Source organism: Pedobacter jamesrossensis (genome assembly GCF_042650905.1).
Classification (GTDB): Bacteria; Bacteroidota; Bacteroidia; order Sphingobacteriales; family Sphingobacteriaceae; genus Pedobacter; species Pedobacter jamesrossensis.
Genome location: NZ_JBHSBY010000142.1, coordinates 102860 through 118057, shown reverse-complemented (window position 1 = coordinate 118057; position 15198 = coordinate 102860). Strand labels below are relative to the sequence as shown.

Annotated in this window: 11 protein-coding genes; 2 read left to right on the top strand and 9 right to left on the bottom strand. The window is 35.1% G+C overall.

The genetic code is table 11. From position 1 onward, the window contains the following. Positions 1 to 284 precede the first annotated feature (284 nt). The 9 genes from ACFOUY_RS18830 to ACFOUY_RS18790 form a co-directional block, all read right to left on the bottom strand. Positions 285 to 1361 carry a hypothetical protein gene (locus ACFOUY_RS18830; protein WP_378962811.1) on the bottom strand — a complete coding sequence of 359 codons (1077 nt, stop codon included), beginning with the start codon at positions 1359 to 1361 and terminating at the stop codon, positions 285 to 287. Positions 1362 to 1365: 4 nt separating this feature from the next. Next, complete coding sequence (locus ACFOUY_RS18825; protein ID WP_378962810.1) at positions 1366 to 3678, bottom strand: SLBB domain-containing protein; 2313 nt, start codon at positions 3676 to 3678, stop codon at positions 1366 to 1368. A gap of 139 nt (positions 3679 to 3817) precedes the next feature. Next, positions 3818 to 4918, bottom strand: coding sequence for a DUF1972 domain-containing protein (locus tag ACFOUY_RS18820; protein ID WP_378962809.1), 1101 nt, complete (start codon positions 4916 to 4918; stop codon positions 3818 to 3820). A 10-nt stretch (positions 4919 to 4928) separates the two neighbouring features. Further along, positions 4929 to 6161, bottom strand: a complete 1233-nt coding sequence (locus ACFOUY_RS18815; protein ID WP_378962808.1) for a glycosyltransferase family 4 protein — start codon at positions 6159 to 6161, stop codon at positions 4929 to 4931. Further along, entirely contained in the window at positions 6158 to 7093 is a 936-nt protein-coding gene (locus ACFOUY_RS18810) for a class I SAM-dependent methyltransferase (RefSeq protein WP_378962807.1), read from the bottom strand. The genes ACFOUY_RS18815 and ACFOUY_RS18810 overlap by 4 nt, the downstream gene beginning before the upstream one ends. A 66-nt stretch (positions 7094 to 7159) precedes the next feature. After that, positions 7160 to 8263: a glycosyltransferase family 4 protein gene (locus tag ACFOUY_RS18805; RefSeq protein WP_378962806.1), complete on the bottom strand. Its 1104-nt coding sequence runs from the start codon at positions 8261 to 8263 to the stop codon at positions 7160 to 7162. Further along, positions 8256 to 9668 (bottom strand): O-antigen ligase family protein, encoded by a 1413-nt coding sequence (locus ACFOUY_RS18800; RefSeq protein WP_378962805.1) that lies wholly within the window; start codon positions 9666 to 9668, stop codon positions 8256 to 8258. Before ACFOUY_RS18800 ends, ACFOUY_RS18805 begins: the two co-directional genes overlap by 8 nt. Then, positions 9665 to 10582: a glycosyltransferase family 2 protein gene (locus ACFOUY_RS18795; protein WP_378962804.1), complete on the bottom strand. Its 918-nt coding sequence runs from the start codon at positions 10580 to 10582 to the stop codon at positions 9665 to 9667. Before ACFOUY_RS18795 ends, ACFOUY_RS18800 begins: the two co-directional genes overlap by 4 nt. Further along, complete coding sequence (locus tag ACFOUY_RS18790; RefSeq protein WP_378962812.1) at positions 10575 to 11774, bottom strand: oligosaccharide flippase family protein; 1200 nt, start codon at positions 11772 to 11774, stop codon at positions 10575 to 10577. Before ACFOUY_RS18790 ends, ACFOUY_RS18795 begins: the two co-directional genes overlap by 8 nt. A gap of 268 nt (positions 11775 to 12042) precedes the next feature. On the opposite strand from ACFOUY_RS18790, the gene ACFOUY_RS18785 reads away from it, so the two are divergent. Together ACFOUY_RS18785 and ACFOUY_RS18780 are read left to right on the top strand one after the other, a co-directional pair. Further along, complete coding sequence (locus ACFOUY_RS18785) at positions 12043 to 13434, top strand: undecaprenyl-phosphate glucose phosphotransferase (protein WP_378962803.1); 1392 nt, start codon at positions 12043 to 12045, stop codon at positions 13432 to 13434. A 114-nt stretch (positions 13435 to 13548) separates the two neighbouring features. Further along, positions 13549 to 15156 carry a gliding motility protein RemB gene (locus ACFOUY_RS18780; protein WP_378962802.1) on the top strand — a complete coding sequence of 536 codons (1608 nt, stop codon included), beginning with the start codon at positions 13549 to 13551 and terminating at the stop codon, positions 15154 to 15156. Positions 15157 to 15198 lie beyond the last annotated feature (42 nt).

Below are 15198 nucleotides of genomic sequence, written 5' to 3'. Positions count from 1 at the left end.
TTCGACTCCGCTATCATTGATGTTATACAAACTGATATTTTTAACCATCTAAAATCTAAGTCGCTCCATGGTCTGTGTCTTCACAGAACATAATCATGCGTACTTCGTGGTTTTGTTTCTTTTGTTGTCAAAGAAAAAGGCCTTTCGGTCAAGGATAATAAACACCCCGTCCTGCGGACACCCCTCTGAAATGGGAGAATTGTACCTTGCAGAAGTTTAAATGTTATTCCATATTGATTTTTATGAAATAAACTGTTCCTCAGGATGATAATTGTTTTTAAATCTTAATCCTTTCTGCGGATAATTAAGAAAAGGCAAAAGAAAGCACCAGTGAGTAATCCGCCAATGGCGATACCAGTAGCATAACGCATTCTGTTTTTCTTTAGCGGCATTTCAGGTTCATCAACAATTTGAAAAGTAGGCGTTTCTTGCATAAGCATTGTCCGGCTTACTTCCAGATTTTTAATAATTTCTGAATAAATGGTTTGCAATACACGCTTGTCACGCTCTTGAAGTTCGGCGCCGACGCCTAAGGTTGCAAAAGCTGGATTAGCATCTAACATCACTGCATTTGCGCCCGCAGCAGCATAGGTTTTTCTGTTTAGTAATCTGCCAATACTATCAGAACGACTTTGAAGCCTATCTACATTCGTTCTTAATCTTTTTGTTTTGGTTTGAATATAAAATTCGGTTGCTTCATCAATTAATCGCTTACAAACTAAACTGGCCAGCTGTTCGTTTTTCATTGTTGCTGTTAATGCAAAAAAGCCAAGCTTTTTATCTGGTTTACTAACGGAGAGTTCTTTCTCTGTCATTTTTTCGATTATCTGGTGTAGCAAACTATCTTGTAAACGAGTATAGTTTTTAGTGTCTCTTGGAAACATGACCGTTTCCTTTTTTGGATTTGCTTTTAAATTTTTCCAATCCTCCTTTAACTTATAGGCATCGGCATATTTATCAGCTAAAGTGTATGTGCCGCTATCTAATGGGGTCAAAATGGTTTGCTTTACCATTTTCTGACTGGTTAATAATTGCAACACATTATCTCCGGCCAAAATACCGCTTGTGCCTCCGGCCAAACCACCAATATCTAAGCCCATTTGTCCTGCCAGAGAAGACAATATACCACCGCCACCAGACTTCCCTTCTTCTACCACAAATGTTAATTTAGCCGTATAAGTAACCGGCCATAAGTAGGCTAATAAAATTCCTAATCCACCACCAAGTAAACCAACAATCAGGATCTTGATTTTAAATTTCCAAAGATAAGCCAGGTCATTCTTTCTTGAGTCAATCATTTTTGCAAAAGAAAACTCCTCTTCTACATTTGTATATTTTGTTTTATTCCCGGCAGACTGCATAGGTTTATTTAAATAGAATGGCTATTAAACTAACAATTCCTGTAAGTGCAGAAGCGATTGTTGTAATTTCTGCAAAGCCTAACTTATTTTTTCCATTTTTTTCGGGCACTATAATTTGGCTCCCGGGAGTAACTTTAGGATAGTTTTTTATGAACAGAAATGTTTTAACCGGGGCATTGATTCCGTTAGCATATTTGATATAAGCGCCTTTTAAACGTGCATTTTCCGTAATTCCTCCAGCTGCATCTACGTAATATTTAAAGTTAGAATTAGCATAACGCAGCAATTGCGGGTTATTAACCGAGCCTGAAACTTCTACTAAAGGGATATTCTTTGGTATAAAAAGGCTGTCGCCTGGCATTAATACCATTGCATCCTTTGCTTGTCTTTTTTTCATCCCGGTTAAATCCATATCAACCCTTAGTCCGTCTCTGTAAACCTGGGTATTGGCCAAAGAGCCCATAGGGGTAACCCCGCCAGCACGTTTTATAAATTCAAGACCTGTTTCATCTCTTCTCTGCTGCGCATAATCGCCAGGGAATAAGACTTCACCACGTATTTTAACGTTGCCCAGTGAACGGTAATTAACTAATCTTGGAACATAAATATAATCAAGGGGTTCTAAAAGGAAATTACCCGTTGAACTTGTTAAAGCAGAATCGAGGTTTATTGTAATAATATCTACCAGTTTATTCGAAAGCGTATCTGTTACATCTTTAACCAATCGCGAAATCTCGATTCTGTGGTTAGCGGCATCAGTTTGAAATCCTTTTGCCATAGCAATTACATCCGAAACGCTCATACCTCTTCTGTATTGAAAAGAGCCAGGTGCTCTTACATAGCCACCAATACTTATCGATGTCTCATCTCTTAAATCTTTTGTAGACATCACAAAAATAGAATCCTCTCTAACCAAGGAGATGTCCTGATCTTTTCCTGACATGATATTACCCAGGTTAAAAGAAATCATTTCTTTCTCTAAATCTGGTTTGATTCTTTTTATATAACCATTACCTAAAACCGCATCTTCTCTTAAACCGTCGGCTTTATTGATTAATGACTTTAAGCTGGCACCCTGAAATAATTCAAATGTACCGGGTCTGTAAACAGCACCTTCGATAACTACTCTATTGGCAAAGCGCTCTAATATTGCTCCAAAATAAACAGAATCGGCATTTTTAAGGGTGTACCGATCGAACATATCTGCAGAAATGTCTTTAACGCTTCTTTCTTTTTCTCCAACCTGTGTAACTTTTGCAATGCCTTTGTAGGCTAAATCGCTAAAGCCACCTGCATAGGTTATTAAATCGCTTAACGTCTCTGAAGGTTTCAATTCGTATGCGCCAGGCCTCTTAACCGAGCCATCTACTGCAACACGTGTTGTGTAGACCGGTATTCTGATAACATCCTGATCGCGTAAGCTAACATTATCCGTTTGAATACCTTTTTGAAGGAAATTATATAAATCTACAACCTGAACGACTCTATTATTTCTTATCAATTCGATTTTTCTTAAAGAACCTCGATATGTTGGTCCACCACTCTGGTACAAAGCATTAAACAATGTAGCTAGTGAAGAAACTGTATAAGTTCCTGGCGTAGCAACATCGCCTATAATGGTTACCCGTATGCTTCTAACTGTGCCCAAATTAACGGTTAATTTGGTTTGCCCAGATGATAAAGCAGGGTATGCTTTAACCATCTTCGATTTAATCTGAGCAGTTGCCTGCTCAATGCTAAGTCCGTTAACATAAACTAAGCCTGCATACGGGATTTTTACTGTTCCTTCGGGGCTTACTTTTGCATTAGTTGTACTTTCATTAATGCCGGTTAGCATGATGGTTAATTCATCATCAGGTCCTAAAACGTAGCTTTTTGGTGTTGCGATTCGAATATTGGGTTCAAATTTTAAGTTTGGATTACTAAAGAATTCGTATCCATATATTGGGCTGCTTTTTTTAACTGGTTTCGGATCTGAGAACCTTGTCGTGTCTCTTGTTGACGCCTGAGGTTTTGTAGCAGGAGCTGCAACGGGTGCATTTTTAGCGGTTTTGCCGCCAGATTTTAGATCTTCCAATCTTTCTTTATATTTATCTACTTCGGCTGGATCCATGCCTCTTGCAACTAGCATTTTTGTGGCGTCGGCTTCAGATAGCCCAGATTCTTCGAGTTTTTTTGAAATCTCCAATATCTGAGCATCAGATAACTGCTGAACTTTCACTTTACTGATGTCGGCAGGCATAGTTTGTGCAAATAGGTTTGAAAAAGATAGTATTAAACCGAAGAATAAGGCACAAAAGATAAATTTAAAGCGCATGAATTGAATTTTAATTTTTATTAACTACAAATATAAAGTATTTAATTATTACGCATCCGAATAATAATTTATATCGGGCTCACAGATAAATAAATATGTTTGGATATTGAACTGCGTTAAGCATTATTTATGCCAAAACTTATTTTAGCAATTTTATCATTTCCTGCTTATATGCATTTGTGATGTGGTCCCAATTGTATTTCTCAGTTAAGCCCGAACTTACTTTTTCTTTAAGCGCATGAATTTTTTCTGGCCTTGCTTCCATTGTTTCTAAAGCTTGTGCTACAGATGCAGAATTTTCTTCGAAGAACAGGCCGAATTCTCCATCATTGAGCATTTCGCGATTAAACACGGTATTTAGTGCTAAAATTGCACAGTGGTTAGACATTGCTTTCAACATCGCAGGGTTTGTACCACCAAATTTATGCCCATGGATGTAAGCAAATGCATTTTGGTATAAGGCCATTAATTCTTCCTGATTTTTAACATATCCCAGAAATATTAAGCGTTCGTTTTGCATTGCTTTTAAGTCGGATGCATACTTATCTGAATAAGGTACATCACCAACAACAACCATTTTTTTTGTAGAGTTAGATTCTAAAAAGCCTTTGATTATAAGGTCTGCATTATTATCGGGAATTAATCGCCCCACAATCAGGTAATAGTCTTCATCCTTTAAATCGAATCGTTGGATAAGATGTGGTTCTGCTGATTTAAATTCGGGTGCACCATATGCAATAACGGTAGAATCTTTATTAAATTCTTTTAGATAAACCTGCCTCATGCCTTCAGCATCGGTAATTATTTTATCGTAAAGTTTGGTAGCTGTTTTGGCTGCCCAATAAAAATATTTAACGCCTAAACCTTGCCATTTGGGTCTAAGCCATTCCAGGCCATCCACATTTATCATTGTTTTTTTTCCTGTTATCTTAGGTATCCAACCCATTGGGCCAGCCGCAAGATTTACAACAAGCAATACATCAGCTTTGCTGAATGTTGCATGTACAATTGATAAAAATGAATGTATGATTTGGTTTAAAGATTTTTGTGGCAAAGTTGGAATATAGTGGAGGTAAATTCCGTTTACTTGTTTTGGGAAAGTTTTGAATAGATTTTTTTGACAATAAATATGAACTTCAACATCCTGCTTCACCAATCTTTCACTTAACTCTTTAACAAAGGTTTCGAAGCCACCATATACGTAAGGGTAGCCTCTGGAGCCTATAATTGCAATTCTCATTAACTTTTTTTTATAACGCCGGGATTATTTTTTTTAATCCTTCAAAATGCTTTTGCGGGTTAAATAAATTATCAGCATGTATTCTGGCATTTCCGGCTAATTTAGCAATTAATGCGTCATCGTTAAACAACTTATTTATTTTATTCGCCAGCTCTGTTTCATCTCCAGGATTGAAAAGTAAGCCAGTTTGATTATCTATAACCGTTTCGGGGATGGCACCAATGTTCGAGCCAATTACGGGTTTGCCGAGTAACATTGCTTCCACTATTGTAAAACCTAAAACTTCGTACCACTCTGAAGGACAAACTAAAAACGCCGCCTGATTGATCAATGTCCAAACTTCTTCTTTGCTCTTTTTGCCAGTAAACTCGATGTTTGTTAATTGATTTTCTGCAACGAATTTCTTTAATTCCTCTTCCTGAGTTCCGTATCCAATAATTTTCAATGGAATTCCAGGGTTTGCCTTCATCGCTTTTATCAGTGTATGAACACCTTTAATTTTTTCTAAACGGCCAACATAAACAATATATTTTTCACCAGCTTTTTGAAGTGGCTGTATATTTATGTTTCCATTAAAATCGTATCCATGATATAAATGATGTAGTTTGTCTTCAAAAAAATGAAAAGATTTATACTTTTCGTATGAAAAAACGGAAGGGCAAATAAAGTGGTCTACATCTTTATAGTATCCATTTAAATGGTGCACATAATTTTCTGCTGAAGCTGCAATACTTGGCAATAAACTATTCTTTTTACATTTATTTAAAATCGCATTGTAGAATTTCCCCCCTTTGCAGGCTTCACAGATTTTATCATTGCTGATAAAAGTACTTTCGGGACAAATAGCCGTATAATCATGCAGTGTCCAAATTATTGGAATATTTTTTTGTTTTAGGATTTTTAGAATGCTAGGCGTTATGTAGTGATTTATCAGATTAAGGTGCGCCAACTGAATATCAACCGTATTGAGTAAGTTTTCGAGGCATTGCTGCGCTTCTTTGGAATAGATACTTTTAGAAAGAACCTTAAAGCCTGCGGTTAATTTTTTGTTTAGGTTAAGGTTTTTATAATTAATGTTACTTATAAAATATTTTTGATAAGCCGTTGGAAAATTTCTTTCATCCTGCATGGAAAATGGAATAACCTGATGGCCATTTTTTTCATAGAGCTTTGTTACATTTTCAATGTATGTCCAATCGCCTCCACTGGGAAACCATGTCCAGTTTGCAACTAAAATATTCATGCTTTAGGTTGTTTTACCGCATAGTACCTAATTACACCACCCTTTTTAAAAACTGCAGAAAGTGATTCTAAAATAATAGCAACAGGTAGAACGAATAGCAAACCAATCATTAATTGAATTGTTTTTTTACGCTTTAAATCAGCAATTAAAAATCCTTTATAGCCAAACCAGCTAAATATGGTTTGAACCATGCCGACGATACCAAGGTGTAAAGAAAAGTAGGACTCGCTTTTAACCGCACATCCGCTTTGCGAAATTAAATTAGTTAAAATTTTCGGTGTAAAGTGGCTTATATGTCTTGGAACATCTAAATGTAGCCATCTATTGCCTGCCCATTTTGATTGCCAGCTATCGAAGTTAGGTACTTCTATAACCAGCAAGCCTTCATCTTTTAAATTACCATCAATCAGGTTGTTTAAAAGATTGCCAGAAAGATGGATATGTTCTAAAACATGAAATAGTGTCAAAATATCGAATTTTTTATCAAAGGCTGCGCCTGAGATATAGTAATCGGTTTTAATATCTAAATTAAAATGGCTTTTGGCATAGTTTGCTCTGGGTAAAGAACTTTCTATGCCTTTAACTTCATATCCTTTTTGCTTTGCGAATTGAAGAAATAAACCCTTTCCTGATCCAAAATCTAAAAGGGAGGTGGATGATGGCTGCAGTTTTTTAATATTATTCAGCACCTGGCCATATTCAACTTTTTGAATTTTAAAGAAGATACTTTCCTTAGTATCCTGAACAGCATAATCTTTTTCATCATAGTAGCGCTCTATGTCTACCTCGTGGCTGAAATAAGTAAAAATATGATTACAGTTTTGGCATTGCCTGATTTGATAAATTTCATCGGAATCTGCTTTAACTTCGAAAACAACAGCATTAGAATTTGTTTTAGTTTCAAGACAGACAGGGCAGGTAATGTTAATCATAGTGTGTAATGGGGCAAGCTACTTAACAAGAAGCTTGAAGCCTCCAAAGTTAATCAAAAAATTAAACTAGCGGATGCGTTCAAATTCTTTAAGCAATGATTGGGCCGTTTTCTCCCAGGAGAATTCCTCTAATCTTTGTTTCCCTTTTTCTATTAATGATTTTCTGAGCTCGGGATTATCCAAAACCATTTTCATTTTATCGGAAATGTCTTCGGCATCAAAAGGATTGAAGGTTATAACGGCATTGCCTCCAATTTCTGGTAAGGATGTGTTATTGGCAACTAAAACGGGCAGGTTATATTTAAAAGCTTCTAAAATTGGAATTCCAAAGCCTTCGTTTAAAGATGGAAATACATATAATGATGCGTTGCTGTATAGTGCCGCCAAATCGTCGTCGGATAAATAACCAGTAAGAATCACCTCGTTTTTAAGGCCAGTTTCTTCTATTGCATTCTGAATTTCTGCTTTGTTATCACTAAACTTTTTATCTTCAATTTTACCAACCAGAACTAATTTTAAAGCTTTATATCCTTTATCTCTTAATTTTTTAAAAGCATAAATTAAGGCTGGAATATTTTTTCGTTTATTCATCACCCCAACATGCAGGATGTAGTTTCCTTTGATTGAGCTATTTTGCGTAGAGTCTTCTTTTAATGTTTTAGGTCCTTCATAAATAACAGGCATTTTTTCTAATGGAATTTGCGTGTATTTATGGATTTGCTGTTTGGCATAATTACTTGGGGTAATTACAATAGGTGAACGGCGGGCTGCAGGAATAGCAGTTGCCAAAGTTATTTTAAGCCAGATTTTGCTAAAATGTTCGGGGTTTTCAAAAAAGAAGGCATCATGAAAAACCGGAACTGTTTTAAATCCCAAATGTATAATTGGAACAATATTATCTGTGCAAAATAAAATATGTGTTCCATTTACCCAGGCTTTTAAAGGAAGACTAACTTGTTTCCAGAATTGATATCGAAGGTGACCTAAGAATTTTAAAGCTTTGTTGCTACCCGAATAAATGGGAAAGATATTATCAAAAAAAATGAATTTGAATCGAGTATCATCCATGTTTTTGAAGACTTTACAAAGTTCTTCCAGATAGGTTTTTGTACCTGTCTGCGCCACTTTTAAATCACGAACATCAATTCCAATAACCAATCGTTTACTCATTTAACAACTCCTTATCAGTTATAGGTTTTTCGTCTGGTACAGCTACTTTTACCGAGATGACACTAACAAATAAGCCTGAAATAAACCAGGTAAAGTAAGAGATGTAAGAGGAGGATTCGATTTCGGAAGTTAAAGAGGGTATTATAAAACCGACTTTAATAAGTAAAAGGGCTAAACAAATCTTTTTTTCTTTACCTTCTAAACGATAAAACCATTTTATAGCTGCCCTAATAAATGTAACGTAGATTGATAAGTATAAAATTAATGCAACAAGACCCGCCTGAACACCAATAATTATAAATTGATTTTCGCCACCAATATTTTCGCCAAGAGAACCTGCAACTCTACCAGAAGAACCTAAGCCCAAACCAAGAGGGTTTGAAGCAATTGCAAGCGCACCTTGAATCCACTCTACAACGTGGCCAACGCTTGATGGATTACTGAAATTAATGGTATTTATGATTACCATTTGTAAACCATCATTTTGATCTTGTTCTTTTGTGAGCAAATAAATTACGTAAATGGTAACAATAGCTGCGCCAGCATGAACGGTGTGGTAAATGTATTTTCTGCCTGTAAATATAGAATAAGCATAAACCAGAATAAAGTAACTGATAAATGCAGACCTTGAGAATGCGAAAATTATACAGGTTAAAGTTGCAGCTAAGGCCAAATAGCCAAAATTATCGAGCTTTAATTTATAATCGTCTGTTGTATATAAAGCCCCGAGTACTGCTATTGCGATAATTGTTGCAGATGCAAATTCGAGTGGGTTTGCAAAGAAACTGGCAAAACGTTTATAACCGCCTTCCGATTCAAATGTCCAGGTTAAACCATAGTTTCCGCTAGGTTCGAAGTTAAACAGGTAGAAGTTATAATCTGCGTAACCTGTGCTGGTTTGCAGGTGTTGGTCTGCCATAACCTCTGTAATTAGCACTAATGCTGCCGCAATAGATAACAGCAAAACATAATGAAAATACTTGCTAATATAGATTTCTTCCGGGCGATATAATCTTCCGCAAGCGTAAACTAATATAAAGAAAGATAAACTACGGAATGCCATTACTTTGTCTACAAAGCCTTGCTCGCCAATAGGTAAGAAAACATAAATTAAAGTGTAAGCAAAAAAGGCGCAAATTAAATAATCGAGGAGGTGTAGTTTTATTTTGGCCTTGAGCTTCCAAATGCTCATGCCTAAAATAACAAAGACAAAAATCTCTTTGAACGACTGCAAATAAACTATCCAGCTTTTAAAGCCGTACATGAAGGTTATAGAAAGTACTGTGGCATAAATAGATAAGCCGAAAATCAGGAATAGAATAAATCCTTCTTTTTTACCCTGAATCACATCGGACATTGCCAAAATGAATGCAAAAAGGTAAACTATTGGAAATATTATCATCATGGCCAAATACTGCTTTTTGGTGTAAACAAACCTTCTTTTATACCTAAGTACAAATACTTTGCTTTTTTAAACCGCTTTCTTAAAAGAAAATAACTTAATAATGCGCTGTAGTAAATTGCATTTTTTAAAAATATTACCAAGGCAAAAAATGGATTCGAATATTTGCGTAGAAACCAAATTTTATTTCTGCAAAGATAGTAATGTATAATTGGGCTAAGTGTTCCTTCTTTATTTTTTGTTTGCTGACCAGAAACACCAGCTTCGTGGTAGATTTTTGTGGCGGGAAAATAATGTAGTTCGCCAAATGATGCTTTTAAACGGTAAGAAAGTTCAACATCTTCATAGTAAAGGAAAAACTTCTCATTAAGAAGGCCAGCTTGTTTAAGTGCGTTATTTCTAACCATAAAACAACAACCAGTTAGCCAATCTACTTTTTCCGGATTACGTAGGGCTTGTCTGCTTTTTTGATTTTTGGAATAGGTTTCTCCTAAAAAATTATTAAAAAATGAACCACCATTCCAAAGTTTATCTTTTTTGTGTAGATAATAAATTGCAGGCTGGACGGCTACAACTGCCTGGTGATTTTCCAAATAATTGAGCATTGGTGTAATGAAATCTTCATCAACCTCAGTATCATTATTTAACAAAATGGAGTAATTGTAGTTGTGAGCTATACTGTATTCAAGCGCCCGGTTATTTCCACCTGCAAAACCTAAGTTCTCTTTGTTATCTATGTATATATGCTTTGGGAATTTACTTTGCAATATTGATAATGAATTGTCTGTAGAGCCATTATCTGCAATTATTAAATCGAATACATTATGATCGCAAAATTGTATAAGCGATGAAATGCAATTCGCTGTATGTGTCGGCGTATTCCAATTAAGCAATATAACAGCTACTTGCTTAGGCATTTTTGGCTGATGATTTTCGAATTACGTATTCGTACATTAACAATGCACTACCTTCGATTAATAAGGTATAAATCCCGAACCAATTTTGTAAAGCTTGAGTAACTAAAAACCAGGCTGTAAAAGCAGAAATTACTAACAGTATTAAAGCAATACGGAATATGGAGAGTGTATCGTTTTTTAAAAGCAAATCCAATACATTAAGTACATTTAATGCAGCCAAGGTTGGTACAAATGCCATAATCCTTAAAAAATTTATAGCTGTTTCGTTATGTTCTCCTGATAGGATATGTATAACGAAGCCTGGCATTATAAATAAGCCCAGCGAGAGAAGAAAAAACATGAAGGCTATTAGTTTTTTCATTTTGCTTTTATAAGCAATCCAAATATGTGTACCTTCTTTAAAAAGTTGTGCTGCTTTTGGATATATCGCATTCGATACTGAAATGATTAAAATACGGGATGAACCCACAACTTTATCGCATAAAGAATATGCACCAAGCCATAATGGATTTCCCCATTTTGCCAGCGCAAATATCATCAGCGATTGTTGCAAGTGAACGGAAATATTATTAATGGTTAGGAAAAAATTATCTATTGTAATCTTTGCCAGTTCTTTTCTTTGTGGGAAATGAAAAGTCAACTTATATTTGGTAACCAAAAAAATCAGCAATGCTGCGTAGGCCGCTGTACTAGCCATTCCAATTATAAAGTTAACCCATTCAGAGTCTTTGGAACCTTTAATGAATAAAATTACCATTAATATTACCACCGCTTTAGAAATTAGGTTAGTAAGGTTATAAAGCTTTAATTTTTCTGTGCCAAGGAAGAAAAAAAGGGGGTTTAAAACTTCGGCAAGAACAATTGGAACTGATAATAAAATATAAGTGTAATATCTAATGTTTGCCCATTGCAAAAAGAAAATAAGAATGCAATAGCCAATAAAAATTAATATTCTTATCCACAACGTATTGCTAAATACAGCATTTAGGTTTTTATGATGGCTGCTATTTGTAGCCACATCTCTAACGCCAGATTGGTTCGTGCCGTAATTTATAACAATGGCTGATAAGCCAGAGAAAGTATTCGCCAACATGACTAAGCCGAAATCTTCGATGCCGATAATTCGGGTGATTACCGGGTAAATAAGTAATATAAGCAGCGTATTTGAAATTTGAATACTACTCAAATTCAAAAAATTGGAAACAATTTTAGTTTCTCGTAAACCACTAATAAAACTTGATAAAACTTGTTTCAAAACTTTTTGACAGATGTTTGGCAAATTTAGAATAAATAAAATATAATATATGCTTTTATAAGTTTTTACTGATAAGCGGGATTGGCTTGTTTTTTGTTCTAAGGCAGCGTATGTAGCTTATCAAACCTTTAAGCTATATGTTTAACAAGCAAATTATCGGTATTCAAAGCAGGGTTGCTATATTTGGCAAAATTTTACCTAATTAATGATTGAAAGTAATAGTACTTATTTTAAGACAATAAGTATTTTGATAGATCTTCTTCTGGTTAATCTTTCTGGTTACCTGGGTTACGTGATTGCGTACGGCACTTTTGGCATGTCTGATGGAAGAGGAATTAATTTTTTGCATATTTTGCTTATCAATTTTGTTTGGTTCAATGTAACTCAAATTACAAAATTGTATCAGGATATGTTTGTAAAAGATGCTATACCTACCATTAAGCAATCTTTGTGGAGCCTATTCTTTTTCGGTCTGATAATCTTTCTACTTGTTGTTTACCTACGCGATTTCAGCGTTTCATATAGGCTACTCATTTATACAGGACTAATATTTGTCCCGCTTTTTATTTTTGGCAAAATCGTATTTTTATTATTGAGGCGTTCTAGCAGGGCTAAGCTGATTAATTATAAAAAAGTTGTTATTGTTGGTGCAGGCCCTTTGGGTTTAGATTTGAAAAATCACCTTGAAAAAAATACTCATCTGGGTTATAAAGTTGTTGGTTTTTTTGATGATGCGCCTGAAAAACTACTTCAAAATCATGTTATTGGTCGGGTTGATGAGTGTATCGATTACGTAACAGAAAGTAATATCAAAGAAATTTATTGTGCATTACCAGACAGAGCTTTAAAAAAGATTGATATTTTGATGCGTCAGGCTGATAAGGCCATGATTAGATTTAAACTAGTGCCAGATGTTAAGGATTATTTTAAGAAGAACGTTATGGTGCAATTATACGGGCATTTGCCTGTATTAAGCCCGAGAACTGAGCCACTGGAAATCTTTAGCAATCAGGTTATTAAACGAATTTTTGATGTTGTTTTTTCCATATTGATTGTTGTTTTTGTTATGAGCTGGCTGGTACCTATTATGGCTATACTTATCAAACTAGAATCAAAAGGACCTGTGTTTTTTAAACAATTAAGATCGGGAAAGGATAATCATTCCTTTTATTGTTTGAAATTTAGAAGCATGTATGTAAATGGCGAAGCTGATACAAGACAAGCAAGCCCAATGGATAAGAGGGTAACTAAAATAGGTTCGTTTATGCGTAGAACAAGCATAGATGAAATGCCTCAATTCTTTAATGTTCTTTTGGGAGAAATGTCCGTTGTTGGTCCCCGTCCTCATATGTTACAACATACAGCGGAATACTCTGCACTAATCGATCAATTTATGGTCAGGCATTTTCTTTTGCCTGGGATTACCGGGTGGGCACAAGTTAACGGTTTACGAGGAGAAACCAGAGAGGATGGTTCGATGGAAGAACGTGTTAAGGCAGATATTTGGTATCTGGAAAACTGGTCTTTACTACTAGATCTGAAAATTACCTTTTTAACCATTTGGCAAGTACTTGTAGGGCATAAAAAAGCAAATTAAATCTGAGTTTGAATTGCTTAAACCTAAATCTAAAATACAAATTCGATGATTTCTAAAGCAAATCAAATTATTTTCCGTCCTTTGCGAAATCATTTTAATGAGAAAACTATGTTGATGAAGAAACTTTTACCCTTTTTGTTTTTAATTTTTGCTGTTAACCAACTACAGGCTCAATCACAGTACCAACCTTATTCGTATCAATTTTATCAAAAGTTAAACAGAGAGGTTTATAACCCCGAAACTCGCTTTCACAGTAGCCTAAAACCATTTTTTATTGATGATAGTTTATTAGTAGAGCATGGAAAACAATTATTAAGTATAGGTATCGATTCTACAAGGCACTCATGGATAAGCAGAAAAATATTTAATGAGCATTTGATAGAAGTTAATAAACCAGATTATACATTTTACGCAGATTTCTTACCCGACTTTCAGATTGGTAAAGATTTTTCTGGAAAGCAGAATACCTGGTTAAATACCCGTGGCTACCAAGTTGGTGGTACGGTTGGTAAAAAATTCTCTTTTTATACAAGTGGATTTGAAAATCAAGGTCAGTTTGCTAAGTACTACACTGATTATGCAAGAAACATAAATGTAGTGCCAGGACAATCTTATAATAGGGATTATGGTACTAATGCCGGTAAAACATCTTTAGATTGGTCGTATGCCACCGCTTTAATTTCTTATACACCTATTAAATATTTAAATGTTACTGTTGGTTACGATAAGAATTTTATTGGTGATGGTTATCGTTCCGTACTTTTATCTGATGTTTCTTCTCCATATCCATTTTTAAAGCTAACCGGAAATTTAGGCAATGTTCAGTATATGGCCTTGTGGGCTGCAATGCAAGATCCGAGCGTTCCAAAGCTATCTTATGAAGCTGGAAACCGTAAAAAAGGCGGCGTTTTTCATTATTTAGATTGGAATGTTAACAATAGATTATCAATTGGATTTTTTGATTCTATCATTTGGGGAGAAACAGATGATTTAGGTAATGAAAGAGGCTTTGATTGGGGCTATGCAAATCCTATTATTTTCCTTCGTCCGGTAGAAGCATCAAGTGGTTCGCCCGATAATTCGATGATTGGTTTAACTGCTAAATATAAATTATCTAAAGAAATTGTAGCTTATGGTCAGTTCTCTCTTGATGAATTTGAGGCCAAAAATTTCTTTTCCAGCAATGGAAGTCCGCGTAATAAATATGCCTGGCAATTGGGTATAAGAGGTGCTGATGTTTTTAAGATTGAGAATCTTAATTATTTGCTTGAATATAATACAGCAAAACCTTACACTTATACTGGTCGGACAACAATTGTTAATTATACTTCATTTGCAGAACCACTTGCACATAGATTAGGTGCAAATTTTAGAGAGCTAATAGGTATTGCTAATTACTCCTGGAAACGATTTGACTTTACTGGTCAATTGCAGTACGCGAAGTATGGTTTGGATTTAAATGGCCAGGATTATGGTAAAAATTTAAGTATTCCTTATGCAGAAGCCATTAAACAATTTGGCAATTATACTACTCAGGGCTTGCGGACAGATTTGTATTATGCTGAGGGAAGAGTTGCTTACATTGTAAATCCAAAGTATAATCTTCGCTTAGAACTAGGTGGTATTTTTAGAAGAGAAAGTAACGCTGTTGGCACAAGCAATGCTGGTATCATTACTTTCGGTTTGAGAAGTTCGTTCAGAAATTTATACACTGACTTTTAAAGCATAATAATATCAAAAAGAAAACGCCATCCTATTTAAAAA

Coding starts and splice junctions, on each gene's coding strand:
- ACFOUY_RS18800 (WP_378962805.1), bottom strand. CDS start 9,668: ATGATGATAATATTTCCAATAGTTTACCTTTTTGCATTCATTTTGGCA.
- ACFOUY_RS18815 (WP_378962808.1), bottom strand. CDS start 6,161: ATGAATATTTTAGTTGCAAACTGGACATGGTTTCCCAGTGGAGGCGAT.
- ACFOUY_RS18795 (WP_378962804.1), bottom strand. CDS start 10,582: ATGCCTAAGCAAGTAGCTGTTATATTGCTTAATTGGAATACGCCGACA.
- ACFOUY_RS18820 (WP_378962809.1), bottom strand. CDS start 4,918: ATGAGAATTGCAATTATAGGCTCCAGAGGCTACCCTTACGTATATGGT.
- ACFOUY_RS18810 (WP_378962807.1), bottom strand. CDS start 7,093: ATGATTAACATTACCTGCCCTGTCTGTCTTGAAACTAAAACAAATTCT.
- ACFOUY_RS18805 (WP_378962806.1), bottom strand. CDS start 8,263: ATGAGTAAACGATTGGTTATTGGAATTGATGTTCGTGATTTAAAAGTG.
- ACFOUY_RS18825 (WP_378962810.1), bottom strand. CDS start 3,678: ATGCGCTTTAAATTTATCTTTTGTGCCTTATTCTTCGGTTTAATACTA.
- ACFOUY_RS18780 (WP_378962802.1), top strand. CDS start 13,549: ATGAAGAAACTTTTACCCTTTTTGTTTTTAATTTTTGCTGTTAACCAA.
- ACFOUY_RS18785 (WP_378962803.1), top strand. CDS start 12,043: ATGATTGAAAGTAATAGTACTTATTTTAAGACAATAAGTATTTTGATA.
- ACFOUY_RS18830 (WP_378962811.1), bottom strand. CDS start 1,361: ATGCAGTCTGCCGGGAATAAAACAAAATATACAAATGTAGAAGAGGAG.